Annotated in this window: 23 protein-coding genes and 1 pseudogene; 14 read left to right on the top strand and 10 right to left on the bottom strand. The window is 63.5% G+C overall.

Annotation, left to right across the window (positions count from 1 at the left end; genetic code table 11):
- Window positions 1-5: 5 nt before the first annotated feature.
- The 3 genes and pseudogenes from sufB to HDG37_RS40085 all read right to left on the bottom strand — a co-directional run.
- On the bottom strand, window positions 6-1,454 hold the full coding sequence (gene sufB / locus HDG37_RS26445; protein WP_184052581.1) for a Fe-S cluster assembly protein SufB: 1,449 nt from the start codon (window positions 1,452-1,454) through the stop codon (window positions 6-8).
- Window positions 1,426-1,911 (bottom strand): SUF system Fe-S cluster assembly regulator, encoded by a 486-nt coding sequence (locus tag HDG37_RS26440; protein WP_409260246.1) that lies wholly within the window; start codon window positions 1,909-1,911, stop codon window positions 1,426-1,428. The genes sufB and HDG37_RS26440 overlap by 29 nt, the downstream gene beginning before the upstream one ends.
- Window positions 1,912-2,766: 855 nt before the next feature.
- Window positions 2,767-3,188, bottom strand: a pseudogene (locus HDG37_RS40085) (AraC family transcriptional regulator); the annotation flags it as partial.
- 369 nt (window positions 3,189-3,557) lie between these two features.
- Here HDG37_RS40085 and HDG37_RS26430 point away from each other — a divergent pair.
- Together HDG37_RS26430 and HDG37_RS26425 are read left to right on the top strand one after the other, a co-directional pair.
- Window positions 3,558-4,700, top strand: coding sequence for a porin (locus HDG37_RS26430; protein WP_184052579.1), 1,143 nt, complete (start codon window positions 3,558-3,560; stop codon window positions 4,698-4,700).
- A 13-nt stretch (window positions 4,701-4,713) separates the two neighbouring features.
- Window positions 4,714-6,441, top strand: coding sequence for a tannase/feruloyl esterase family alpha/beta hydrolase (locus HDG37_RS26425; RefSeq protein ID WP_184052577.1), 1,728 nt, complete (start codon window positions 4,714-4,716; stop codon window positions 6,439-6,441).
- Between the two features lie 60 nt (window positions 6,442-6,501).
- On the opposite strand, the gene HDG37_RS26420 is transcribed toward HDG37_RS26425, so the two are convergent.
- Window positions 6,502-7,917 (bottom strand): sigma-54-dependent Fis family transcriptional regulator, encoded by a 1,416-nt coding sequence (locus HDG37_RS26420; RefSeq protein ID WP_260335030.1) that lies wholly within the window; start codon window positions 7,915-7,917, stop codon window positions 6,502-6,504.
- A gap of 258 nt (window positions 7,918-8,175) precedes the next feature.
- Between HDG37_RS26420 and HDG37_RS26415 the strand changes: the two genes are divergently transcribed.
- From HDG37_RS26415 to HDG37_RS26385, 7 genes are all read left to right on the top strand, one after another.
- Complete coding sequence (locus tag HDG37_RS26415) at window positions 8,176-9,057, top strand: MBL fold metallo-hydrolase (RefSeq protein ID WP_184052575.1); 882 nt, start codon at window positions 8,176-8,178, stop codon at window positions 9,055-9,057.
- A 34-nt stretch (window positions 9,058-9,091) separates the two neighbouring features.
- Window positions 9,092-10,399, top strand: coding sequence for an FAD/NAD(P)-binding oxidoreductase (locus tag HDG37_RS26410; RefSeq protein WP_184052573.1), 1,308 nt, complete (start codon window positions 9,092-9,094; stop codon window positions 10,397-10,399).
- Window positions 10,400-10,430: 31 nt separating this feature from the next.
- Window positions 10,431-11,234 (top strand): sulfite exporter TauE/SafE family protein, encoded by an 804-nt coding sequence (locus HDG37_RS26405; protein ID WP_184052571.1) that lies wholly within the window; start codon window positions 10,431-10,433, stop codon window positions 11,232-11,234.
- Between the two features lie 44 nt (window positions 11,235-11,278).
- Entirely contained in the window at window positions 11,279-11,710 is a 432-nt protein-coding gene (locus tag HDG37_RS26400; RefSeq protein WP_184010771.1) for a YeeE/YedE family protein, read from the top strand.
- A 1-nt stretch (window position 11,711) separates the two neighbouring features.
- Entirely contained in the window at window positions 11,712-12,149 is a 438-nt protein-coding gene (locus tag HDG37_RS26395; RefSeq protein WP_184052569.1) for a YeeE/YedE family protein, read from the top strand.
- Window positions 12,150-12,212: 63 nt separating this feature from the next.
- Window positions 12,213-12,743 carry a cytochrome b gene (locus HDG37_RS26390; RefSeq protein WP_184052567.1) on the top strand — a complete coding sequence of 177 codons (531 nt, stop codon included), beginning with the start codon at window positions 12,213-12,215 and terminating at the stop codon, window positions 12,741-12,743.
- Window positions 12,744-12,844: 101 nt separating this feature from the next.
- Complete coding sequence (locus HDG37_RS26385; RefSeq protein ID WP_260335027.1) at window positions 12,845-13,132, top strand: hypothetical protein; 288 nt, start codon at window positions 12,845-12,847, stop codon at window positions 13,130-13,132.
- On the opposite strand, the gene HDG37_RS26380 is transcribed toward HDG37_RS26385, so the two are convergent.
- The gene (locus HDG37_RS26380) at window positions 13,047-13,631 is read right to left on the bottom strand and encodes a cytochrome b/b6 domain-containing protein (RefSeq protein ID WP_311541601.1); all 585 of its coding nucleotides are present in this window, start codon (window positions 13,629-13,631) and stop codon (window positions 13,047-13,049) included. The genes HDG37_RS26385 and HDG37_RS26380 overlap by 86 nt on opposite strands.
- Window positions 13,632-13,824: 193 nt before the next feature.
- On the opposite strand from HDG37_RS26380, the gene HDG37_RS26375 reads away from it, so the two are divergent.
- The gene (locus HDG37_RS26375; RefSeq protein ID WP_260335026.1) at window positions 13,825-14,556 is read left to right on the top strand and encodes an EAL domain-containing protein; all 732 of its coding nucleotides are present in this window, start codon (window positions 13,825-13,827) and stop codon (window positions 14,554-14,556) included.
- Window positions 14,557-14,634: 78 nt separating this feature from the next.
- On the opposite strand, the gene HDG37_RS26370 is transcribed toward HDG37_RS26375, so the two are convergent.
- A complete protein-coding gene (locus tag HDG37_RS26370; RefSeq protein WP_184052565.1) occupies window positions 14,635-16,674 on the bottom strand; it encodes a glycoside hydrolase family 28 protein in 2,040 nt (679 codons plus the stop codon).
- Window positions 16,675-17,053: 379 nt separating this feature from the next.
- Between HDG37_RS26370 and HDG37_RS26365 the strand changes: the two genes are divergently transcribed.
- Window positions 17,054-18,811 (top strand): ShlB/FhaC/HecB family hemolysin secretion/activation protein, encoded by a 1,758-nt coding sequence (locus HDG37_RS26365; RefSeq protein WP_260335025.1) that lies wholly within the window; start codon window positions 17,054-17,056, stop codon window positions 18,809-18,811.
- Window positions 18,812-18,872: 61 nt separating this feature from the next.
- Here HDG37_RS26365 and HDG37_RS26360 read toward each other — a convergent pair whose 3' ends face one another.
- On the bottom strand, window positions 18,873-19,550 hold the full coding sequence (locus tag HDG37_RS26360) for a phosphoribosyltransferase (RefSeq protein WP_184052683.1): 678 nt from the start codon (window positions 19,548-19,550) through the stop codon (window positions 18,873-18,875).
- 231 nt (window positions 19,551-19,781) lie between these two features.
- Window positions 19,782-20,732, bottom strand: a complete 951-nt coding sequence (locus tag HDG37_RS26355) for an acetyltransferase (RefSeq protein WP_184052563.1) — start codon at window positions 20,730-20,732, stop codon at window positions 19,782-19,784.
- Window positions 20,733-20,971: 239 nt separating this feature from the next.
- On the opposite strand from HDG37_RS26355, the gene HDG37_RS26350 reads away from it, so the two are divergent.
- Both HDG37_RS26350 and HDG37_RS26345 read left to right on the top strand, forming a co-directional pair.
- Entirely contained in the window at window positions 20,972-21,214 is a 243-nt protein-coding gene (locus HDG37_RS26350; protein WP_184052561.1) for a hypothetical protein, read from the top strand.
- A complete protein-coding gene (locus HDG37_RS26345) occupies window positions 21,211-22,872 on the top strand; it encodes a bifunctional aminoglycoside phosphotransferase/ATP-binding protein (protein WP_184052559.1) in 1,662 nt (553 codons plus the stop codon). Before HDG37_RS26350 ends, HDG37_RS26345 begins: the two co-directional genes overlap by 4 nt.
- Before the next feature lie 228 nt (window positions 22,873-23,100).
- Here HDG37_RS26345 and HDG37_RS26340 read toward each other — a convergent pair whose 3' ends face one another.
- Window positions 23,101-23,982 carry a F0F1 ATP synthase subunit gamma gene (locus HDG37_RS26340; RefSeq protein WP_184052558.1) on the bottom strand — a complete coding sequence of 294 codons (882 nt, stop codon included), beginning with the start codon at window positions 23,980-23,982 and terminating at the stop codon, window positions 23,101-23,103.
- A 37-nt stretch (window positions 23,983-24,019) separates the two neighbouring features.
- Here HDG37_RS26340 and HDG37_RS26335 point away from each other — a divergent pair, with 37 nt between their 5' ends.
- Entirely contained in the window at window positions 24,020-24,367 is a 348-nt protein-coding gene (locus HDG37_RS26335) for a hypothetical protein (RefSeq protein ID WP_184052556.1), read from the top strand.
- 36 nt (window positions 24,368-24,403) lie between these two features.
- On the opposite strand, the gene HDG37_RS26330 is transcribed toward HDG37_RS26335, so the two are convergent.
- Window positions 24,404-24,931: a flavodoxin gene (locus tag HDG37_RS26330; protein WP_184052554.1), complete on the bottom strand. Its 528-nt coding sequence runs from the start codon at window positions 24,929-24,931 to the stop codon at window positions 24,404-24,406.
- Window positions 24,932-25,064 lie beyond the last annotated feature (133 nt).

Genomic DNA, 25,064 nt, shown 5'->3' with positions numbered 1-25,064 from the left:
GTGGGTTATCCCACGGCGCCTTCCAGGCTGACGCCGAGCAGCTTTTGTGCCTCGACTGCAAACTCCATCGGCAGCTCCTTGAAGACCTCCTTGCAGAAGCCGTTCACGATCATCGACACCGCATCTTCCGGCGACAACCCACGCTGCCGGCAATAGAACAACTGGTCTTCGCCGATGCGTGATGTCGATGCTTCGTGTTCGACCTTCGCGGTCGGGTTCTTGACCTCGATGTAGGGGAATGTGTGAGCGCTGCAACGGTTTCCGAGCAAAAGCGAATCGCACTGCGTGTAGTTGCGCGCGCCTTCCGCCGCACGGCCGACCTTCACGAGGCCGCGATACGCGTTCTTTCCGCGGCCCGCGGAAATGCCTTTCGACAGAATCGTGCTGCGCGTATTGCGGCCGAGGTGAACCATCTTCGTCCCGGTATCGGCCTGTTGATAGTGGTTGGTCAGTGCCACCGAATAGAATTCACCGACCGAGTTATCACCCTGCAGGATCACGCTCGGATACTTCCACGTAATCGCCGAACCGGTTTCCACCTGAGTCCATGAAATCTTCGAATTGGCCTCGCGGCAGTCGCCACGTTTGGTCACGAAGTTGTAGATGCCGCCCTTGCCCGACGCATCGCCCGGATACCAGTTCTGCACGGTCGAATAGCGGATCTGCGCCCCTTCCAGCGCGACCAGCTCGACCACAGCGGCATGCAGCTGGTTTTCGTCGCGCATCGGCGCGGTGCAGCCTTCCAGATAGCTCACGTACGCGCCTTTGTCCGCGACGATCAGCGTGCGCTCGAACTGCCCGGTGTTCTGGGCGTTGATACGAAAGTAGGTCGACAGTTCCATCGGGCAGCGCACGTCCGGCGGGATATAGCAGAACGAGCCATCGCTGAACACGGCGGAATTAAGCGCGGCAAAGAAATTATCGGTGTGCGGCACGACCGAGCCGAGATACTTTCGCACCAGTTCAGGATGATGCTGTATGGCATCCGAGAATGAACAGAACACAATGCCGAGTTCCGCCAGCTTTTCGCGGAACGTAGTCGCTACCGACACGCTGTCGAATACCGCATCCACCGCTACGCCCGCCAGCAGTTCGCGCTCCCTCAGCGGCACACCCAGCTTTTCGTAGGTACGCAGCAGTTCCGGATCGACTTCATCGAGACTCTTCGGACGATTCTTCTGCGTCATCGGCGCGGAATAATAGATGATGTTCTGATAATCGATCGCCGGATGTTCGACCGTCGCCCAATGCGGCTCGGTCATCGTGAGCCAGTGGCGATAGGCCGCGAGTCGCCATTCGAGCATGAACGCCGGCTCGTCTTTCTTCACCGAAATGAGCCGGACCACATCCTCGCTCAGCCCGCGCGGAAGCGCATCGGCCTGCAGATCAGTCACGAAACCGTGCTGGTATTCGCGGCTGATCAGTTCATCGAAACCGGTTGTGGATGCGCTCATGCGTGGCCTCCGTCAATCGACTTGGCGCAGGCGTCGAGCCCGCGCGATGGGTGGAGATACTACGCGCGCGGATCGCGCTGATATCGACTGCGCGCAAAGTGGGGCCCGCCATGTCCGCCAGCGTGACCTGCTGCAACGCTTCGTAAATCAGGCGATTGACCTTCTGCCAGTTGGCGCGCACCGCGCACGCCGCCTCCTGGATACACAGGCCTGGCGTAGTGCTGCATTCGGTCATCCCGATCGGGCCGTCGACGACGGCGATCACCTCCGCCAGCGTGATCCGCGCGGGCGGCCGCGGCAGCAGGTAGCCGCCGTTTGTGCCGCGCAGCGACTCCACGACACCACCGCGCGTCAGGACTTTCAGCACCTTTGACACCGTAGGCCCCGCGACGCCGGTCGCCGCAGCAATGCTGCTTGCGCTGTGGACGGCATCGGGATCGCGCGCCATCGCAGTCATGATCACCGTGCCGTAATCGGCAAGTTTGCTCATGCGCAACATCGGAACATCTCCCGTTCTAATCAGGACCCTCTTGGTCCAGATTACATCGAAACGAAAACCGCACGTTTGGAGTGAGCGACACTGTCCTGTGTGGGGATTCCTGGCCACGTCGCGAATCGCTTTCCGTTTCGGGAGAAGTATTTCGCGAACGGCCAAACGCCAATTCCATTCTAGACCTGTATATATAACCTTGTCAGTGTATTGGTCTTCGTGACGGACCGCTCTGGCGAGCCACGCTCCATCGACCGCGAATACCCACTCGCCCGACCAGACATCAATTGTTTGATATCCAGAATATCGAAAACCGATTTAAAAGCCGGAATCCGCGTGAAGGATGAGCGATGTGCATCGCCTATCTCGGGAGAGGCCCGCCGCATAGTACTTTGGGCTGTTGTGGCATCCGGACCCAGTGGGGCTACTGCCCGATCTTTCTGGTGATTGTGATTGTGTGGAGTGTTGAGCAGGTGCGCGGACTGAATTTCGAACGCGCCCATTGCCCTCGGCCCACGTGTTCAGCGCATGCGCTAACGATGACGGCCCCTTTCGTCCGTGCCTGCATGAGATTGCCCTTCAAGGCGTATAGGCAATTAACAATTTTGCGCCGATAAATTTCTGATTATTTCATTTTCAGAAAAAGTATTTTACGAAGTAGGCGTTTACCCATGATGGACACCTCCTGTTCCAAAGGATAGGTGTCCACGAAAGCGGGTCAACTCCAGAAGGTCACATTCGGGTAGGTTTGGGTGCGACTTCTGTCCTTGCAATACACAATCTTTGATTTTTCAGGATGTATCGTCACCCACACTCCGTCAGCGCAAGCCGCTCGATCGTTAGCGGCTCCTGCAAATGCGCACCGATGTATTCCTCCACCCGCCGTACATAAAACGGCGCAAGCGGTCTGCGCTCGCGCGTCATGCCGCTTCGTACGCCGTTCGGTTGACCGTAGATAAGCGCGTTCAGCAGTGTCGACTCGAACTGCTCGAATGCGAGTGGATTGCGCAGCGGATGCGCCTCCGTACTCATGATTTCCGCGAGCATCGACAGCAACTGCATCAGGCACACCCCTGTGCCGACGTCAGTGCGAATTCTGGCTCGAATTCGATTGCCCCACCCGCCGCGTCGCCGAAATGACGCTGTGCATGACGCTCGAGCACATCGCGCTCGATACGCAGGATGGCCTGCGGGCAAGCTTCGCCCCACCGCATGCGCAGCGCCAGCGTGGGCGACACCAGCGAGCCAGCGAGCGTCCGTATTGAAGTGGACCTGCGCGTAGGCGAGCTCGTACAGTTTGCGCTGCTCGTCGGAAGGGCGGCCGTCACCGATCAACGCTCGGCTCGCATCCATCCCGCTGCATAGGGTATCTACCGAACATTTCATGCTTGCGTTGTCAGGATACCTGATATCAAATACGGAACTATCACGACGGACAGGCGCGTCTTCCACGACGCGCTTTATTTTGTTCTTTATATCAGCCTGCCTGATATTGCATCAACGGTGATCGGCGCCCGCATCCCCGTCACGCTCATCGCTGCAATCGCCTGAAACCGAAGATCCCTCAACCGCAGTTCAACAAAAAAACATACAACTGGTCTGGAGACATCACCATGCAATTGAAGTCGACTCACGTTCTCATGTTCGGTGCGCTATGCGCGCTGAGCACTGGAGCCTTTGCGCAATCGAGCGTCACGTTGTATGGCATCGTGGACACGGGGATCGAGTATGTCTCGCACGCGAACGCGAAGGGCGACAGCGTCTTTCGCATGCCATCCGTTACCGGAGAGTTCCCATCACGCTGGGGCCTGCGCGGCAACGAAGATCTGGGCGGCGGCTACAGCGCTGTCTTCACGCTCGAAAGCGGCTTTAACGTGCGCGACGGCAGTTCTGGACAGGGCGGGAGGCTGTTTGGACGTCAGGCATTCGTCGGCATGAAAAGCCCGTATGGAACGCTCGCGTTCGGCCGTCAGTACACGATGACCTATCTTGCGGTTCAGGGCGCCGACATCATCGGTCCGGACATTTACGGCATGGGCTCCCTGGATGCCTATGTGCCCAACGCACGCGCCGACAACTCCATCACCTATCTTGGCTCGTACAAGGGCTTTACGCTGGGCGCGGGCTATTCATTCGGACGGGACGCGGCGGGTACCGGCAACTCGCCGGGACAAGGAACCTGTACCGGCTCGGTTCCAGGCCACGCCACGGAATGCCGCGACTGGTCCGCAATGCTCAAGTACGACTCTCAATATTTCGGCGCGGCTGCGTCGTACGAGGAGCAACGCGGCGGCGCGACCGCAGCCGCCAACTTCTTCGACGGAATTGCGCCGACACCTCTCATCAACGCCGCGGACAAGGACGCCCGTACCCAACTGAGCGCCTATGCGCAGTACGCAGGCGCGAAGATCGGCGCAGGTTGGATTGGACGCCGCGTAGTGACCCAGTCGCCGACAGTACCGAATATCCGTTCGAATCTGTTCTTCCTTGGCGCTTCGTACATGGTCACGCCTGCGCTCCTCCTCGATGGCGAAATGTTTCGGATCATCAATAGCGACCACGATACCCGCGCCACGATGGGAACGTTACGCACCACCTATCTTCTGAGCAAGCGTTCGTCGGTCTATGCGCAGGCTGCGTATCTCGCGAACAGCGCAAAGGCGCGCTATTCGGTCAGCGGTGGCGGCGGTGGGACCACGCCAGGCGCGGGCATGGGTCAAACGGGCGTGATGGTCGGCATTAAACACATGTTCTGATTGGGGGGAGAGAATGAAACGAACTTCAATTGCTATGAGCGTATCGGCAGTGTCCGCGATGCTGGCGGCCTGCGGCGGCGGTGCCGACTCGCTCTCCACCAGTGCGACACAATTGCCTCGGCTTTCCGCAGCACAACCCGCGACGCTGTCAGGAAACTGCAGCGCGCTCGCCGCCAGGTTGACGTTTGCGGCCACGACGTTCACGTCCGTTACCGACGTGCCGGCCGGAACGCTCGCGGTGGCGGGAAAGTCCGTGCCCGAACATTGCGTGATCGAAGGGAAAATGAATCAACGCACGAGCGCCGTTGACGGCCAAACTTATGCGATTGGTTTTGAAATGCGGCTACCTATCGCGTGGAATGGTCGCTTTTTCTATCAGGCCAACGGTGGTCTCGACGGTAATGTGACACCGGCGACGGGGGTGCTCAGTGGCGGGGGTCCACTGAACAACGCTCTAAACATGGGCTTCGCCGTGATCAGTTCGGATGCAGGTCATTCCGGGTCGCAAAACCCGCTGTTTGGTCTCGATCCCCAGGCGCGCCTCGATTATGGCTATAACGCCGTTGCTACGCTCACGCCAATGGCCAGGCAGGTGATCAAGTTGGCCTATGGCAAGGGCCCCGACCGCAGCTACTTCGAAGGTTGCTCGAACGGCGGCCGTCATGCGATGGTGGCGGCAGCCAGGTCTTTCGCGGATTACGACGGCATCATTGCCGGCGACCCCGGCTTTCATTTGCCAAAGGCGGCGATCGGGCAGATGTGGAGCGCACAACAGCTAGCTACCGTCGCGACCGCCAAAACGTCGGCCGGAATTGCCGATATCACCACCGGCTTGACGACTGCTGAAAGGCAGCTCATCGCGTCGAAGATCATCGCGAAGTGCGATTCGCTGGATGGTGTAGCGGACGGGATGGTACAAGACATCAAAGCGTGCCAGGCGAGCTTCGACCTGGCCACGGACGTACCGACATGTTCGAGCAATGGGCGCGACGGCACCTGTCTTACGGCGGCTCAAAAGCAAGCCGTTGGAAATATTTTTTCTGGGGCGAAAAATAGCGCTGGCACTGCGCTCTATGCGAGCTTTCCGTATGACGTCGGTGTCAACGGATCAGGCTGGGCCGCGTGGAAGCAAGGCAATTCGATCAGCCTTGACCCGGCCGCGGCGGCCTTCGTATTTACGTCGCCGCCGCAGAGCGCTTCGCTGCTCAGCTCCATCGGCGCCTACGCTCTGAACTTCAACATGGACAATGATGCGCCGAAGATCTTCGCAACGAGCGGTGTCTATTCCGAGTCTTCGTGGTCGTTCATGACCCCACCGAACGAGACTGATTTGAGCAGTCTGAGGAGCCGGGGCGCGAAGTTGATCGTCTATCACGGGACGAGCGATCCAGTGTTCTCGTCGAACGATACGACCGACTGGTATCAGCGCTTGTCCACGGCTAGTGGCGGTGACGCGAGCAATTTCGCCCGGCTCTTCACGGTAGCAGGGATGAACCACTGCAGCGGCGGTCCGACGGCCGATCAGTTCGACATGCTGACGCCTATGGTGGCATGGGTCGAGCAAGGGCAAGCGCCGAACCGGATCATCGCAACGGCTCGCGACACGACCAACGCGATACCGAATAGCGAAGTGCCGACTAGCTGGGGTGCCGGGCGCACGCGTCCGCTCTGCGCGTATCCGAAGGTGGCCCGCTATACCAGCGGAGACGTGAACTCGGCAAGCAGTTTCACTTGCAGCTAAGCCACTGACCGTGCGAGGGGGAGAAGATGTGAACGCTCCCCCCACTACGCCGAGGAAACGTTAGGCCCCCTCACCGCCCGCGATCGCTTTGAGCCGGCGATAAAGCGTGCGCTCGCTCAATCCCAGTTGCGCGGCAAGCTCACTGCGTTTTCCGCGGAATTGCGCCGCTGCGCGCGCGAGTTCCGCATCGGTCAGCTTGCGCGGCAAGCCCACGCCCACCGCCAGCGAATCCTGACCACCGCCGGAAGCCCTGTCGCTGACCGCCTGCGGCAAGTGTTCGGCGCGGATCACGCCACCGTCGGCGAGCAGGTTGGCGCGCTCGAGCACGTTGCGCAATTCGCGGATGTTGCCGGGCCACGCATAGGCGCGCAACTGCGCCATCGCATCCGTGGAAATCGACGCTCTATGCGACGATCCGGCGCGCGCCGACGCAATGCGCCGCAGGATCGAATCCGCGAGCAGCGCGATGTCGTCAACACGCTCGCGCACCGCGGGCAAATGAATCGGAAACGCACTGATCCGGAAATACAGATCGGCACGGAACTGGCCGTCCGCGACCATCCGCTCGAGCGGCTTGTGCGTGGCCGCGACGAGCCGGAAGTCGGCGCGCAGCATATCGGTACTGCCCACGCGCCTGAAGGTGCCCGTTTCGATCAGCCGCAGCAGCTTCACCTGAATGGACAGCGGCACGTCGCCAATTTCATCGAGAAACAGCGTGCCGCCCTGCGCGGTTTCGACGAGGCCCTGCTTACGGCTCGTCGCGCCGGTGAACGAGCCCTTCTCGAAGCCGAACAACTCGCTTTCGAACAGCGTCTCGGTGATGCCCGAGCAATCCACCACGACGAATGGCCCCTGGGCGCGGCTGCTCGCCTCGTGCAGCGCATGCGCGAACAACTCCTTGCCGGTGCCCGATTCGCCGAGCAGCAGCACCGGCAGCATCGAAGGCGCGACGCGCTGCAAAGCGGAAATCGCCTGGTTGAATGCCGGCGCGCGCCCGACCAGACCTTCGGAGCTAGGCCGCGCGGACGCGCTCCTGACCGTGGCGAGACGCTCGACATAGGCGACGATTCGCGCGTGCCGGTCGAAGATCGGCCGCAATTCGACGTCGACGTGCTCCGGGCCTCTCGGTGTGTGATGGACATGTAGCACGCGATCCGCACCGCGAATTTCGCTCGCGCGCTTCATCGGACAGTGCTCGCCCGCCTGATCGCAGGGCACGTCGTAGTGATGTGAAACCTGATAGCAGCGGCGGCCGATGTGCGCCTGACCTTCGACGCCGAACTGGCGCTGATATGCGCGGTTTGCGGCCAGAATCTGATAGTGCGGATCGAGCACGATCGCCGGTTGCGGATCGTGTTCCAGATACGACACCAGCGCGCTTACGTCGGGTACCACTGCGGGCACGTCGTCAGCCGCGCCTGGCGGGCGCGGCAAAAGCTCGGGCGAAGCGGCGGGCGGAAGGTTGGGCAGGATCATCGTCGTTACTCCGGGAGTGCCGCACTATACGCCGGAACTGCCATGTCTGCCACGACTGCCAAATGGCAGCGACCCTATGCCACGCGTCATGCCAATCGTCAGGCGGACGCATCTTCGATCCGCCCTATCGCGCGTCACAAACCGCTAAAAATCAGTGCGTTACAGGCGAGTCTTGCGATGCTACGACTAGATGGCACGACTCCTGCTTTAGTGGGCGCCCGGACGGGCTTAGTCCGCTATCGTAAGGAACCCACCGAAATGGCAACCGGCAAGCTCGCCGTCGAGGGCTTCTTCGATCCTGCAACATCGACCGTCAGCTATCTGCTGATGGACGCAGGCACGAGGAATTGCGCATTGATCGACACCGTGCTCGACTACGACCCGAAGTCGGGACGCACCCGCACCGCCACCGCGGATCGCCTTGCCGCGCGCGTGCAGTCCCTCGGCGCGCGCGTGCAATGGATACTCGAAACCCACGTCCACGCCGACCACCTGTCCGCCGCGCCATATCTGAAAGCGAGGTTCGGCGGTCAGATCGCGATCGGCGCGCGGGTTACGCGCGTGCAAGCCGTGTTCGGCAAGCTGTTCAACGCGGGTCCCGAGTTTTGCACCGACGGCTCGCAGTTCGACCGCCTGTTCGCCAACGACGAGACGTTCACCGTCGGCGGCCTGTCAGTGCGCGTGATGCATACGCCAGGCCACACGCCTGCCTGCGTGACCTATGTCGCGAGCGACGGCAGCGAAGAAGCCGCGTTCGTCGGCGACACGCTTTTCACGCCCGACTACGGCACGGCGCGCTGCGACTTTCCGGGCGGCGATGCGGCGGCGCTGTACCGCTCGATCCAGCGCATCCTCGGTCTCGCGCCGCAAACCCGCTTGTATCTGTGCCACGACTACCAGCCTGGCGGCCGTCCGCTGCTTTTCGAAACGACGGTGGCCGAGCAGCGCGAACGGAACATCCACGTCCACGACGGCGTCGACGAAGCGTCATTCATCGCGATGCGCACGGCCCGCGACGCCACGCTCGCAATGCCCGTGCTGATCCTGCCTTCGGTGCAGGTCAACATGCGGGCGGGCCACCTGCCGCCGCCCGAAAGCGATGGCGTGTCATACATCAAGGTACCGGTCGATGCGCTGTGAGCGCGGCGGCCTGGAGCAAACAGGAGGACCAGACATGCGGAACACGAAACTCACAGCCCCTTCGAAGCCGGGTGCCGATGCGCCTGCCGTCGCAGCGCAACCGATGCGGCCGGCGCACCAGCACGACGTGGTGATCGTCGGCGCGGGCGCGGCCGGCATCGCGACGGCATCGAGCCTGCTCGCGCGCAGCCCCGATCTCGACATCGCGGTCATCGATCCCGCCGACACGCACTATTACCAGCCGGGCTGGACGATGGTCGGCGCCGGCGTATTCCAGCCGGAAACGACAGCACGTCCGATGGCAAGCGTGCTGCCCACGAACGTGACGCGGATCAAGGCCGCCGTCACGCGCTTCGAGCCGGCGGAAAACCTCGTGATTCTCGACGGATCGCGCCCCGTCAAATACCGCCAGTTGGTGGTGTGCCCCGGCCTCAAACTCGACTGGAACGCGATCGACGGCCTCGCCGACACGCTCGGTCGCAACGGCGTCACATCCAATTACCGGTATGACCTCGCGCCGTACACGTGGAAGCTGACGCAGCAGCTCGAAAGAGGCCGGGCGCTTTTCACGCAGCCGCCGATGCCGATCAAATGCGCCGGCGCGCCGCAGAAAGCGATGTATCTCGCGTGTGATCACTGGCGCCGCAGCGGGCGGCTACAACATATCGGCGTCGAGTTCCGCAATGCCGGCGCGGCACTGTTCGGCGTCGCCGACTACGTGCCCGCGTTGATGCAATACGTAGAGCGTTACGGCATCGCGCTGAACTTCGGCTCCACGCTGAGTGCGGTCGATGGCGACGCGAAAATGGCGAGATTCACGCAGACGTTCGCCGACGGCAGCAAGGAAACGTTCGAGACCGGCTTCGACATGCTGCACGCCGTGCCGCCGCAGAAGGCGCCCGACTTCATCCGCGACAGCGCGCTCGCCGATGCGGCCGGCTGGCTCGACGTCGATCAGACCACGTTGAGGCACAAGCGCCACGAGAACATCTTCGGACTCGGCGACGCGACCAGCACCTCCAACGCGAAGACCGCCGCCGCGGCGCGCAAGCAGGCGCCGGTCGTCGCGCACAACGTGCTCGCCGCGCTGGGCGCGGCGCGCGGCCTTGCGACCTACGACGGCTACGGCTCATGCCCGCTCACCGTCGAGCGCGGGAAGATCGTGCTCGCCGAGTTTCTCTACGGCGGCAAGGTCGCGCCGACGTTTCCCGCGTGGCTCATCGACGGCAAAAAGCCATCGCGGCTCGCGTGGCTGCTGAAAGAGCGGATCCTGCCGCCGCTCTACTGGCGCGGCATGCTGAAGGGACGCGAATGGCTCGCGAACCCGCAACTGGCGGACTGAGCGCTTGCACGCACTGCTCACGGGGTCATCGATGCTGCTGTCTCTTCTTCTCGGCGCGCTGGTCGGCGCGATTCTCGGGCTGACCGGCGCGGGCGGCGGCATTCTTGCCGTGCCTGCGCTCGTGTTCGGCATGGGCTGGCCGCTGCAGCAGGCCACGCCGGTCGCGCTCGTCGCGGTGGCCGGCAGCGCAGCGGTGGGCGCGCTCGAGGCGTTCCGCAAGCGGCTCGTCCGTTATCGCGCCGCGCTGCTGATGGCCGCCGCGGGGGTGCCCGCGACCGCCGCCGGCGCGCGTCTCGCGCACGCGTTGCCGCAACGCGTGCTGCTCGCGCTGTTTGCCGCGGTCATGCTGGTGGTCGCGCTCCGGCTGTTGCGTCAGACGCTCGCGCGCCGCGCGTCGCGCGAGGCACAATCGTCAATCTGCGTCGCGCATGTCGACCCGGCGACCGGCCGCTTTCGCTGGACCTGGCCGACCGCAGCCGCGCTCGCGGCCGCCGGTTCGCTGACGGGATTGATGACGGGGATGCTCGGTGTCGGCGGCGGCTTCATCATCGTGCCGATGATGCGCAAGCTGACGGACGTGTCGATGCACGGTATCGTCGCGACTTCGCTGATGGTGATCGCACTCGTCGGCAGTGGCGGCGTTCTCGCGACGGCCACGCACGGCGCAACGCTTCCACTCGAAGTCGCGCTGTGGTTCACTGGCGCCACCGCCGCCGGTATGCTCAGCGGACGGCTTGCATCGCATCACATCGCCGCGCGTCAGGTGCAACTGGGCTTTGCGAGCATCCTCGTCTGCGTGGCGCTCGGCCTGCTGGTCAAAGCGGCGCTGATGTAAGCGCTGCCGCTTCCCTCCAACTCACACGACAGTCAACCTGAACGATGATCGATCTCGACCATTTCACCCCGCTCGCGTCCCTGTGCGGAGGCCTGCTGATCGGCGCCGTGGCTGCGGCGATGGTGCTTTTGCTGGGCCGCATCGCCGGAATCAGCGGGATAGTCGGCGGCCTGCTGCGCTGGACCAGGCGAGACGGCGCATGGCGCGTCGCCTTCGTTGCCGGGCTGGTCGCTGCCGCGGTAATCGCGCGCGCGGTCGGTGCGCCCGTCGCGATCACCGTCGACGCGTCGTGGCCGGCCGTGATCGCGGCCGGCTTTCTGGTCGGCATCGGCACCCGCTATGGCAGCGGTTGCACGAGCGGACACGGCGTGTGTGGCATTTCACGCGGCGCCACGCGCTCGCTCGTAGCGACGGCGACGTTCATGGCGGCCGGCTTCGTCACCGTCTATATCATGCGACATCTTCTCGGAGCCTAGGATGGCAACAGTCGTTTCATTCGTATGCGGGCTGCTGTTCGGCTTCGGCCTGCTGCTGTCGGGCATGGCCAACCCCGCCAAAGTGCTGGGCTTCCTCGATTTCGCAGGACGCTGGGACCCGTCGCTCGCGTTCGTGATGATCGGCGCGGTGGCTGTCGCAGCAATCGGCTTCGCGATCGCGAAGCGCCGCGGCAAGTCGCTGCTCGGATTGCCGATGCAGATTCCCGCGTCAACGCACGTCACGCGAAGGCTGATGCTGGGCAGCCTCGCGTTCGGCGTCGGTTGGGGAATTGCAGGGTTCTGTCCCGGCCCGGCGCTCGTCGCGCTCGGACTCGGGTCGGTGAAAGCGTGGGTGTTCGTGGCGGCGATGATCGCGGGAATGGCGGTCTTCGAGTCGTTGGAACGGCGCAGACAGGCGGCCTTGGCAACCGGCCCTTAACCTGCCCTTAAGGCGCGGCCGTGTACGATCTGTTTCGACTGAATCCAACTCATAGGCTCCCCTATGCAAGTCTCCACTGAACACCACTATGACATCGTCGCACGTTTGCTCCATTGGCTCGTCGTCGGGCTGGTTGCCGCGCAGTTCGTGATCGGCTGGACGATGCCGGACGTGCACCGCGATACCGTGCCGGACGGCGAAATAGCCTGGCACCTTGGCGTCGGCACCGCACTGCTCGCCGCGATGGTGTTGCGGGTGCTGTGGCGCGTGACTCATCGGTCGCCGCCGGACAACCTGCCGCCGCTGTTTCGCGCCGCTTCGAAGCTCACGCACCTCGCGCTGTATGTGCTGCTCGTGCTGGTGCCGCTGCTCGGCTGGATCAACGCTTCGTCGCGCACGTGGACGGTCCGCCTCGCCGGACTTGTTTCGTTGCCCTCACTGTCGGCACCGGGTTCGTCATTCGGACATGCGATGGGCGATGTTCACGGCGTCCTCGCTTGGGTGCTGTTCGGCGTGATCTGCCTGCATATCGCAGCGGCGATGTTTCATCAGTTCGTCGCCGGCGACCGCGTTCTGCAGCGCATGAAGATCTAGCGGTAGTTCGAGCGCTGCCTATATTTGCCCGTCAAACAGGGCAAAGCTGCGTGGCATGTCACGCGGGCGGACAGTTTCCCGAACTGACGCCGTACGGTCGAATGTTCAAGCTGAACGGATATACCTTCGGTAAACGTACGATTCCAGTGGCCGTGATGGCGATGCTCGACGTGACCAGGACGAGGCTCAACCATGATGCCAGCGGCAATATCGTCTCGCCCAAAGACGGTCTGCCGATTTTCGATTCAGCCAGCATCTTCCTCGCCGGCAAGATCACCGACAGGATCGGTGCGTTCGCGCAATTTAGCTACTCGAACTACGACCATCAGTACGTGCCCGTCCCGCCGGAAACCAGCGTGGAAGCATCGCGATCAGGACGTCGTCTTTAAGGAATGCGTGATGAAAAATAGCCGCGAATGCATGCAACCCCGCAAGCCACATAATGGCGTCGCCGAGCCACGCGTGCAGCGTTGCGAGGGCTGAGCCTGCTTCATGCGAACTACTGAGTAAAGGCGGAATATCGTAACCGCCGATCAGCGTCAGCGGATGCCCTTCGAGCCACGCGCCCGAGATGGCGGTAAGCGGTAGCGCGAGGAGAAGCAGATACAGCATCCATCGAACGGTTGTTGCCATCACAGCCATCCAGCGAGAAACTGGAGGTGTCTCGAGACGCGCGTCGTATGCTCGCCACAGCAGGCGGACGAGGGTGAGCGCGAACACGCACAAACCCAAAGTCTCATGCAGTCGCCGGTCGAACTCGTGCACCGAAGAGTAGACGCGCTGTTCAGATCCGCCGGGCCCATACATGAACGTCACGAGCACGACAATTGCCGTGCACCAGTGGAGGAATTGGGCAATCGAACCGTAGCGTGTGGCAGAGCTTTTCACTATAGCGCTCCCGATGTGTGCCCATCGACGAACGGTAGGCACGACCGCGACACGGCAAGCCAGTGGATAACACACGCAACTGCGTCGTATCGTGACGTGGCATGCATGGCTGGCCGGACGCTGGCGTATTGGATTCGTGAATGGATTCTACGCGCAAACTCCTGGTGAAATCTCAAGCTGTTGGCGGCTCACGTTGCAAATCTTCTCCGTCCAGTCAGGCGGCGCGGTGTGCAGCCGGTCGCGTGGCGAGCGCCCGCAGATCGCAGATCATTCCGCGCGGCCCGAAACACCTGCAACGACGTTTATACCCCTGGCCGAAGACATCGGTTTGATTGCGTCAATCGGAGAATGGGTGCTGCAAACTGCCTGTGCACAGGCAAAGCGCTGGGAGGAAGTGCTGCCGGAGCTGCGCATCTCGGTCAACGTGTCGCCCAGCCAGCTTACTTCGAGTGATTTCGGCGCCGTCGTGCGTCGTGCTCTTGCCGCGTCACAATTGGCCGCGGACCGGCTCGAACTGGAGATTACCGAAGGAGGCCTGGTTGCACCGGGCGCCCTGCCCACCCTGCGCGCCCCGCACGACATTGGCGTGTCCATAGCGATCGATGACTTTGGCGCCGGTTACTCGAGCCTGGCTTACCTGCGCAGCTTTCACGCGGACCGTCTGAAGATCGACATGTCGTTCATCCGCGGCATTGGCAGCAGTCTCGCGGATGAGACGATTATCGGTGCGATCATCGCACTCGGCCGCAACCTGCGTTTCGAAGTCGTCGCGGGAGGCGTCGAACGAGCGGAACAATTGGCTTTTCTTGCCGAGGCCGGCTGCGAGATCGTTCAGGGATACTACTTCGCCGCGCCACAGCCAGCGGCGAATATTCCGGCCTACGCGGCGAGCCTGATGAGCGAGCTGCAAAGCGGCTCGTCTTGAGAGCCCCCGGCGCGACGACTTCACTTTGTCTGTGCGACGCCAAAGAGCGGCGCCTCGCCGCTCTTTGGTGCGTCGTATTTAACGCGGATCCGACAGCGTCTGATTGAGCGTCTGCCCAGCGATGATCACGTTCTGCAGCGTAATGTCGTGCACGTTGTAGAGGTAGATCGGACCCGGCGTGCTGGCGCTCGCGGGGCCTGCGGCCACAGGCGTGCCGAAGTCGCAGTTGGAAATCGTCACTCCCGTGATTGCCGGCACGCTCGGCGCAGGCGCCGGACCGTTGTAATCGAACGCAACTGGACCTTGTGCAACGATGGCCTGGAAACAGGAGCCGGTTGTACTGCCCAATGTCACGTTCGAAGCATTGACGTTCGTGATGTTGACGTTGTCAATGAGTGCGGGGCGTGTGCGAATCGCGTCGGCGGCAGGCTGGTAATCGCAATCGAACGTAATCAGGCCGCCTTGAGACGCGGACGGGTTGGCGGCTGTTGCGGTGGCCACACCAATGGGCACGGTGCCGTTGATCGGACTGCCCGTCAGCATCTTGCTGCCGTAGCCTCCACCCGTCAGGCTCACGCCGTGCGGGAGCGTGACGCCATTCACGTAGAAGTTCTTGACGTAGCCTCCACGGTTCATGTTCGTCTTGATACGGATCGCGATGTTCAACGAATTCGTTGCCCAGAACTGATTGAGCATGGTCAGATTGCGCGCGTAGATGTTCTGCACGCCGCCACCCATCTCGCTGCCGAGCGTAATGCCGCCGTGACCGCTATTCATCATGCAGTTCTGGATCACATGGTTCTGCGCGGGTCCGTACTCCGTGTCGAGATCCTTGCCTGACTTGATCGCGATGCAGTCGTCGCCGGTGTTGAACGTTACGCCGTCGCACAGCACCGTGTTGCAGGCGTCGGGGTCGAAGCCGTCGTTGTTCGGTCCGATACTGTCGGCTGTCACGCCACGGATCACGACGTTCGTGCAGTCCGTCGGATGATGCTGCCAGAACGGCGTATTGTTGGTTCGGTAGTTTTCCATCAGCACGTTCGTGCAACCGATGAACTCAACCATACACGGCCGCAGATAGTGGCCGAGACCAAAGATTCGCTGCGCGACCGGCACGCGCGCTTCGGAGAGCGCCGGCAGGTAGTTCTGGTCTTGCTGCCACGGCGTAGCCGGATTGGTCAATAGCGTGTAGAGCGAGGCCGAAATGGTGGGGGCGACCACCATCAGATCGACGTTGTTCGGGTTCGTATAGGCCTGGGACGGCGTGGTCGACCCCGCGCAGCCGTATGCGCCGCTGGAACCCTTGTAGGTCCACCAGCAAGTGCTGGTGTTTCCACTTCCGGCGAACGGCGTCATCGCTTGACCGTTCAGCACCGAGGTCGGGCCTTCGCCAGTCAGCGCGATGTTGTTCGCATTTCGCGCGTACACGGGCGAGCCGAAGTTCAGGCAGTCGTTCGCCTGCCAGCGGCTGTAGTAAAGGTTGCCGTTGGCGCCGCAGTTGACCGGACCGTCCTTCGCATAGTCGGCAGGATTCGGGCTGAAATAGATCGTGCAGTTCGCGCTCAGATGGAAGTTGACGTTGCTCTGCAGCACGATGGGACCCGCGCAATACCACGTGCCCGCCGGCACCACGACCCGGCCGCCACCGGCTGCACTGCAGGCCGCGATTGCCGCGAGGAACGCGGGACGTGAATCGAACGATCCCGGTGCGTTGGTCGCGCCGGCGCCCGTGCTCAGGGGCGATGAACTGCCGGTGTAGGGGTTGGCCTGGGCAATGACCGCGCACGGTTGCGCACCGTACTGTTCGACCTGGAAATCGACGGCCGGGAACGCACTCTGCGTGATTTTCTGCAGCGCATTGATGATGTTCGTCGCTGAGCCGTTGGGACCCCAGATCGGGTCGGCCGCAGCCGTTGACGGCGTGCTTCCCGTCGCTGGCGTGGAACTACTGCTTCCGCCTGCCGCGGAAGCGGAAACTCCGCTGCCGCCGCCGCAAGCCTGCAGGAGTGCGCTGCCGGCGAGCGCGCCTCCGAGGCCAATGAAGCCACGGCGCGAAATGCGGAAGGTGTCGCCCGTTGCGGGCGCATTTTTATCAAGATCGCACGACAGCTTGGACATCGAGTCCCCTCCGGACAAATAGTTGTAGGCGCACGAGAGAATCGTCACGGCGCCTGTTGTATGACAAGTCTAGAAGAGTAAAGACAAGACGCGAGTCAGTACACATGGTGGAAACCCTTGCCAAATGTTTCCTCGATGCCACTCGCGAGGTGCGAAGAGGGTTCGGGTCGCTTTTGGAAACTCGCGCAGGCGCTTCGACTAGAATAATTTCGACGTGCGGCTCCGGATTCGATGCACCACACCCGTTAATAGGTATCGCCATGAACGACGGAAGGCTCGTATTGCATGCGCGACATCGGGTCGAGGGCGGCGGCCTGCTGGTCGCCGCACCCTGCTGCCAGGCTGCCAATAGGCACAGCGCTTTGCATATGAGCGATCGATGAAACCGCGATCCGCCGCCTGCACTGCTGTCCTGACGACCGCAACCTGCATTGCGGGCATCATGCAGACCTCACCAGTAGCGGCACAGGCATGGCGCGACCTCGCGCCGCAACCCGCACCGCAGGCGCCGCGAAGCGCGTCGTCACCCTCCTCCCCGGAAGCGCAGGCCGAGTCCGCACGGATCGCTGTCGAGCGGCTTGCCGGGCTCGTCTTCGAACCGGCCGGCGCGTCCGCGGCGGCATCGCCGAGGCAGCAAGGTCGTATCGTCGCGCAAGGATTGCCCGTACTCGACGCCGCCTTCCTGCAGAGCTTCGCCACGGACCTCGACAAGCCGCTGACTTTCGGCCGCCTCGCCGAGATACGCCGCGCCGTGGTCGCGCGTTATCGGGCGGCGGGAAAGCCGCTCGTCGACGTCTACGTGCCGGAACAGGACGTGAGCTCGGGTGTCGTGCGTATCGCCATTGCCGAATTCAAACTGGGTCGGGTTCATGCCAGCGGCAACACCTACTTTTCGAGCAGGCTTCTCGAACGTGAAATGCCGCTCGAGCCCGGCGGACCGGTCCTGCAATCGGCGGTCTCGAAGGGACTTGCGGTGCTCAACGCGAATCCTTATCGACGGGTCGATGCTGTTTTTGCGCCCGGTGAGGCCGCCGACACGACCGACGTCGTGTTGCAAACCGAAGACCGGCTGCCGCTTCGCGTAAGCGCGGGTTACGACAATGAAGGCGTGCCGGAGCTCGGCCGTGATCGGTTCTTTGCAGGCATAGGCTACGGCAACCTGCTTGGTCTCGATCAGCAGATCGCCTATCAATTCACGGCCAGCAACGATTTTTTCAGCGGCAATCCGAATATCGAAGGCCGCCCGAACCGCGCCCGCTTCACCGCGCATGCGCTGAACTACACGGCGCCGCTGCCTTGGCTCGACAGTATCGAATTGTTCGGCGTCTACGCGCAGAGCACGCCACGGTTGCCCGACACCTATGGGCAAACGGGCATTTCTGCGCAGCTCAGCTTTCGCTACGACTTGCGTCTGCCGAGCATCACGGACACGACACAGTTGATCCAGATCGGATACGACTTCAAGCGCAGCAACAACGATCTGGAATTTGGCGGCTCCCAGGTTTTCAACTCGAATACGCACATACATCAGTTCGTGTTGTCTTACGACATCAGCAAACCGACCGAGGCTGGCACGGCGCACGCCGCGGCGACACTCGTCGCCAGTCCGGGCGGACTGGATGGCAACAATCAGGACGAGGCATTTAACGCCGCGCGGCAGGGCGCGACGGCCCGCTACATCTATATGCAGTTGACTGCGTCTCGTGCCACCACGCTTGGGGCTGGCTTCACGCTGATCACGAACGGAACGTTCCAGTGGACGCCGAACACGTTATTACCGAGCGAGGAGATGGGGCTCGGCGGGGAGTCCAGTGTGCGAGGCTACGACCCATACGTCACGCTCGGCGATCGCGGCTGGAACATTCAGACCGAGGTACGCACGCCTGCGATTTCGCTCGGCGCGAGCAACGCAGTCGTGCAACCCTTTGTGTTTTTCGATGCGGGCCGCGTATGGAGCACGATCGACCAGCCAGCCGAAACTAACCCCGGTCTGCTCGCGGGCGCCGGCGCGGGCGTGCGCGTCCAATGGTCGAGATTCGTGGATTTGCGCTGCACCTATGGCGCGCCATTACGCTCGGCGACACCAAATGGTTCGAAGGCGCCGATCGTGCTCTTGTACGTGTCGGTCGGAACGTGAGCCGTCGATAGATGCCCCATGTTCGACACGGCCCGCTCCCGTGTCTGCCTTCATTGCGCCGTCAGCCGGCCGAGTCCGAGCCCAGCTCGGGCTCCCAACCGCGCGCGGCGGCGAGACAGGCGCGGACTTCTTCATCGGTCGTCTGGTCGAAATTCACATAGAACCCGCCGATCCCCATCAACCAATCCGGCTGCAGCACGCTCACGAACGCGTGCGCGATTCCTTCGAATGCCGTGCACGCATCGGATTGCGACACCGGGACCGCCACCACGATCCGAGCGGGATGTCTGCTGCGGAGTGCGTCGAGCGCCGCATGCATCGATGCCCCCGTCGCGATGCCGTCGTCGACCACGATCACCGTCTTGCCCTGTACTGGCACCGGCGGGCATTCCCCACGGTACGCCAGTTCCCTGCGCGCGAGTTCGGCTGTTTCGCGCGCGATCACGTCGGCCAATTGGGCGTCACTGATTTGCAGTTCGCGAAGCACCGACCTTTCCAGATGAAGGGCGCCCCCCGTCGCAATGGCGCCCATCGCCAGTTCCTCGTCTTGCGGCGCCCCAAGTTTTCTGACGACGAGAACGTCGAGCTGCGCATGCAATGCCCGTGCGACTTCGAACGCGACAGGAACGCCGCCGCGCGGCAGAGCCAGCACCACCAGATCGCCGCGACCCTGATAGTCGCGCAGTGCGTGGGCCAGTTGTCTGCCAGCGTCGGCGCGGTCGCGAAACAGGTTGCCCATCGCTTTTCCTCCCGCAACGTCGGTGCGCGGTGCCAGACCCACTATGCCATCAATCGGCCGCATCAAGCGTCCTCCTGAACGGAGAAGTTTTCACGGGTCTCGCCGGCGATGGCGGTACAGGGGCATGCTTCCATGGCCGCTACCTCGCGCTCGATGCGCCACCTGGCGAATTCGCTCTGCCGACTGCGATGCGGCGGTGAATTACCGCTCACCCGCTCCTCGAACGTCGCGTCAAAACGCAACGCTGAACGCTGTCACGAATTCGTCGAGCCGCGCGCGATCGAGCCCGTCGATACCGGCGGCAGCGACCCTGCCGTTTCCTCCGAACTTCCTGCAAAGGACGTCGGCGCCTCGCGGACAATCGAGCGGAGCCCGTACGCTCGCCGTGTATCGGCCATCGGCGCCGGCCGTCAGCACCGCGTGCGCTCGCGCCGGGTCGCGTCGCGCGAGGAGATTGGCGAAATCGCCTCGCACGCGCCGCGCCCACGCCGCGTCGGGAAGAATGTGCAGCGTTCCATTGGCGACCCGCCGCATTACCGCGAGCCCCAAGGCCAGTTCGAGGTCTTCCGTTCGTCGCGCCAGGAGTTCGGGCAGCACGCCGGTCGACGCAATGAACTCGAGCGGGTCCGAATAGGGTTGAATGGCGCGATACATCTCGACAGGATCGACGGCAAGATCGACGACGCTGTCCCCGTAGGCGTTGTAGTTGATCGCTTCGCCGAGTTCGCGCAGTTTGCGCTCATCGGACGAGTTCACCGCGCACGCAGCGGCGGCCCGATGCGCTGCCCGATGCAGGTTGTCGCCATAGGCGGCGACCACCGCCCATCGCGTGTACCGGCCTTGAAGATGGCGGTCCACGATCAGCGCGGTGCACCTATCCGGTGACGTATCGATATGCGTCGTCAGCAGCGCGTGTGCGGGGATGGGACCGGGGAAATGATGATCGAAATAGTCGATCTTTACACCAAGATCCAGCAACGCGATGAGTGGCTCGCGGTTCGAGTCGAGCGAAATATCCAGCACGGTCACGCTGTCGCCCGGCTGCGCGTTCGCGCGTTGCAGAAGCGTTATCTCGCGCTTGGCTCCCGTGATCAGGATGGTGTCGGCAGGCTCGGCGAGCCGCAACTGATGCAGCGCGCAGATGCCGTCGGCATCGCCATTGAAAATATCGAATCGCTTCATCCGCTGCTCCACCGGCGCGTTGCTGCCACGATCGCACGCGGCTTGACCGCGGTCAATCGGTGACCCACGCTCCATTTCGTATGGAAGCGTACAGGCAGTTGCCGGGCGACTGGCGATGCCCGGCTATCGCCTCGTTGATACAGATCAAGCCGGTTACCATACCCGATGGCTTAAATGAGTAGACGATTCCGGCTCGCGCGCAAGGCGGGCGCGGCCGTCCCACCACGCGGAGGTCAACCGTGCCGAATGAGACGCTCGTGCTTCACCATGACGCCCGGCAATGGCTGCTCGATGGCGTCAATGCGCTCGCCGAGGCCGTCAAGGTCATGCGTGGTTTCGGCGGCCGCGGCGTGATCGTCGAACGCGCGCCCGGCGTGCCGCTCGTCGCGAATTCCGGCCTGGTTGTCGCGGGCTCGGTCGACTTGAGCGGTCGCCACGAAGAAATGGGCGCGCAACTGCCCGCGAGGTGGAGTCCGGCATGAGTTCGCCACGGAGCCGCAAGCTTTCTTCACCACGCGCCAATGCAGGCAAGCGCGGCATCCAGCATCTCGCCAACCGGGTCCGCGCCGCGCGCCGCAGCGTGCGCGGACTCGACGCGACGCTGCGCAGGCCGGGCACGTACCGTCATCCGGCGGGCAGGATCGTCCGGGTCGAAACGCACATATCCGTCGTGTATCTCGCCGGGCGCTTCGCGTACAAGATCATCAAACCCGTCGCCCCGGGTTTCGCGGACTTTACCGCCACCGCGACCCGCAAGCGCTGCTGCGAAGCCCAGCTCCGTCTGAACCGGCCACTCGCGCACGGTATTTACGCCGGCGTGCTGCCGATTGCGCGCCACGCCGGCGTGCTGACACTCGGGGACGGCGGCGTGACTGTCGATCACGCGGTCAAGATGCGCCGCTTCGACGAGGCGATGCTCTTTTCGAGTCTCGCGGCGAAGGGAGCACTGACGCCGCGCGACATCGACGGCGCGGCGAAGCGGCTCGCCGACTATCACCTGAGGGCGCCCCGCAACGCGCCGTCGTCGCGCTACGGGAGCGCCACGCTGGTGCGAACGCAGATCGAAACGATCAACGCGGCGCTGCTGGCCAATTGCAGCCATCCCGCGCTGCCCGGCATTGCCGCGTGGTGCGCGCGACAGCTCGACCAACTCGCGCCGCTGATCGAGCGGCGCCGCGCCGAGGGTTTCGTGCGGGGCTGCCATGGCGATCTGCATCTGGACAACGTGGTTCGCTGGCGCGGCGCAATCGCGATGTTCGACTGTATCGACTTCGACGATGCGCTCCGCTGGATCGACGTCGCAGCGGACGTCGCGTTTCTCGTGATGGACCTGTGCGCGCGAGCGGAGCCCCGTCTGGCCAATCGACTGTTGAACCGTTGGCTGGAAACGTCGGGCGATTATGCGGCGCTGTCGCTGATGCCTTTGTACGTCGCCTATCGCGCGCTGGTGCGGGCGTGGGTCGCGTGCCTGAAAGCGGGATACGTAGCGGGTCGCAGCGTCGCCATCCCGGATCCGGCCCTGCGCTACCTCGAGGTGGCACGCGCGCAAACGCAGAAGCCGGGACCCGTTTTGCTGCTGTGTCATGGCTACTCCGGTTCGGGAAAATCGGTCGCGAGCCGGGCCCTTGCGGACCTGTGCGGCGCGGTGCGAGTGTCGAGCGATGCCGAACGCAAGCGTCCGCGGCCGGCGCCCGACGCGCAAACCTCGCTTGGCGCCGAACACTACACGCCAGCTGCACGTCACGCAATCTACGACCACCTTCTTCGACTCGCGCACCGCGTGCTGCAAAGCGGCCGCAGCGCGATCGTCGACGCGACCTTTCTCGAGTTCCATCACCGCGACACGTTTTTCGCGCTCGCCCAACGGCTTGGCATACCGGCCCGCATTCTCGACTTTCGTGCCGAACCAACGGTGCTCGCGCAACGCATCGAAGCGCGCCGGCATGGTCCGCGCGATCTATCCGACGCCGACACCGCGACGCTCGCGCGTCAACTCGCGAGCGCCGACGCACTGACGCCGGCGGAACAGGCGTCGACCTTGTCATTCGACACCGCGGTACCGATGGCGGCGCTCGACTCCCCCGCGTTCTGGCGACCCGTGCTTGCACTGATGCAGTCAGCGCCGTTTGCGACTCGCTGATCGTGTTCCGACGAGAAGCGGGGTCATTGATCTGCGCGCGTGATCGAGGTCGCGTCCGCGTCGACCACGGCTGGCCGATGCTTTACCCGATCCGTTGATACCGGTGCGCGCTTAGAAGTAGCGCGCGCTCATTGCCGGTGCCTGTTCAACGGGCGGAAACACGGCTGACCCCAGTTGAACGATCGGACGACACGGTCAGCGACACGCAGAGCCAGCACGCGGCGCGCTTCACGACTGCCCCTGTGCCGACGTAGCCGGCGGCACGCAGGCGCCCGTCGCGGCCAGTTCGGCGATTTCGGCGGTGATCTCGTCCTGCCGGACGATCCGATAGTCGCGCGTGAGTTCCTGCAGCCGGTCCTTCACATGACGGCTCGCCGCCAGCATCGCCCCGACGCGCGCCGCGCTTTCCGCCGCGAATGACTGCATCAGGCCTTCGCACAGTTCGAGGTACACGTAGCGCTCGGTGAGGCCCCTCAGCAAGCCGTCGAGCGGCAGGTTCAAAAGCGGCGCCTGCCCGCGCGACGCCACCCGGAAGCGCGTGAAATCGAACGGCACCAGCCGCCGCGTCACGATGCGCTCGTCGAGTCCGGGGCCGGGCGTCGCGTGCACGAGCCACACCTGCGACGACGCCTGATCGCGAAAGCGCGCGAACACCGCGTCCGCGAGCTGACTGGCCACGCGCATCACGTCCTCCGCATGCGAGGCCATTCCCACGGACCAGCCGTAATGCAATGCGCGTTCGTGGGCGAGCATCACGCCGCGCGTGCCGACGATGAAAATCTCGCCCGGCTCGTCCGCCTTCAATCGTTCGACGCGCGCCAGCAGATGCTCGTTGAAGCCGCCGACGAAACCCTGCTCGGTGCATAGCACGATCAGAATGCGCGCGGTGCCTTCCGGCGGCGCGTATTGCGCCGCATGTGCCAACGATGCGGCAGCCAGCACCATCCCGATCGCCTCGCCGACGGTCGCCGCCGTCGAGCGGATGCCCGCGAGCCGCGCCTGCGCCTCGCGCTCGCGCGCGGCGGCGATGCCGCGCATCGCGCCAATCACCGTTTCGAGTTGCCTCGCCGAAGCGGTGCGGCTTTCGATCTCACTGAGCTTGCTGGTCATCGGGACTCCCTGCTGCTTGCGCCGCGCGCGCACGTTCGTGCATCGCGCGCTCGACGAGCGGCTCCGCAACTCCCTCACGATAGCGGCCCGCCCAGCATGCAAGCTGATCCGGATCAAACCTTGCAAGCGACGCGTGGCCACGGCCTCCGGAGACATCCGCACGGCAATGCCGATCCACGTTCCAGACGACGATCAAACCGCGCGCGAGCGCTATGACGAAGCGGCACGGCGCTACGACGCGGCGCGTCACCGTTTCCCTTTCGACCTCGCGGATGTCATTCGACCGGAACTCGACAAGCCGGCTTTCACGGTACCGGACGCAACGCCGGTGCACCGTCATCCACGCACCGACTTCGGCGCGTTGCGCGGTTCGCTGCGGGTTTAGTTGCATCCTTCCCGAGCGCGCGTGCGACCGCCCGCGCTACACCAGCCACTCCGTCTCCCGCCGCGCCGCCATTCTTTGCCTGATCTTCTGCGCGAACGCGTCGCGTTCGTCGGCGTCCCTGCGGCGGTACAGATCGCTGCCTCTGATCACGCAGGCCGCAAGCGGCGTCTTGGCCGCCGCCTCCGACATCTGCTTCAGCGCCGATCCGCTGCCGCGCGCGCCCTCGCAGCAGAACAGCGCCAGGTGACGGATCTGTCCTCCGTTCGATTCCAGCCACGCCCGAACCGGCGCGCACGCGCCGCCTGCCCAGACGGGCGCGCCGACGACGACCAGGTCGTACGCGGCGACGTCGAGCAGCGCCGGCATCACGGCGGCGCGCCGATGGCACAGCGCATCGATCACCGATCTGACGTAGCCGCGTGCGCCATCACGCGATCGTGGCCCGGCGCGTTCGCGGATCGGTTCGATGTCGGCGTCGAGTTCGGACGCGAGCAGTTCGGCAACACGTCGCGTGGTGCCGGTTCGCGAGTAGTAAACGATCAGAATCCCGCAACGCTCGGTCATGTTCCTTCTCCGGCAGCAGACACTGGGCGCTCCGTCCGCCAATTGGGCGTCACTCGTTGCGTGCGCGAAGCGCGCACGCCGAGCCGGGGTATGGACGCGCCCGGATTGACCGGAACATTCCCTGGCCGTGATC

Source organism: Paraburkholderia sp. MM5384-R2 (genome assembly GCF_014201025.1).
GTDB classification, from domain to species: domain Bacteria; phylum Pseudomonadota; class Gammaproteobacteria; order Burkholderiales; family Burkholderiaceae; genus Paraburkholderia; species Paraburkholderia tuberum.
The sequence above is the reverse complement of the archived record's forward strand: the minus strand, read 5'-3'. Positions and strand labels throughout refer to the sequence as shown.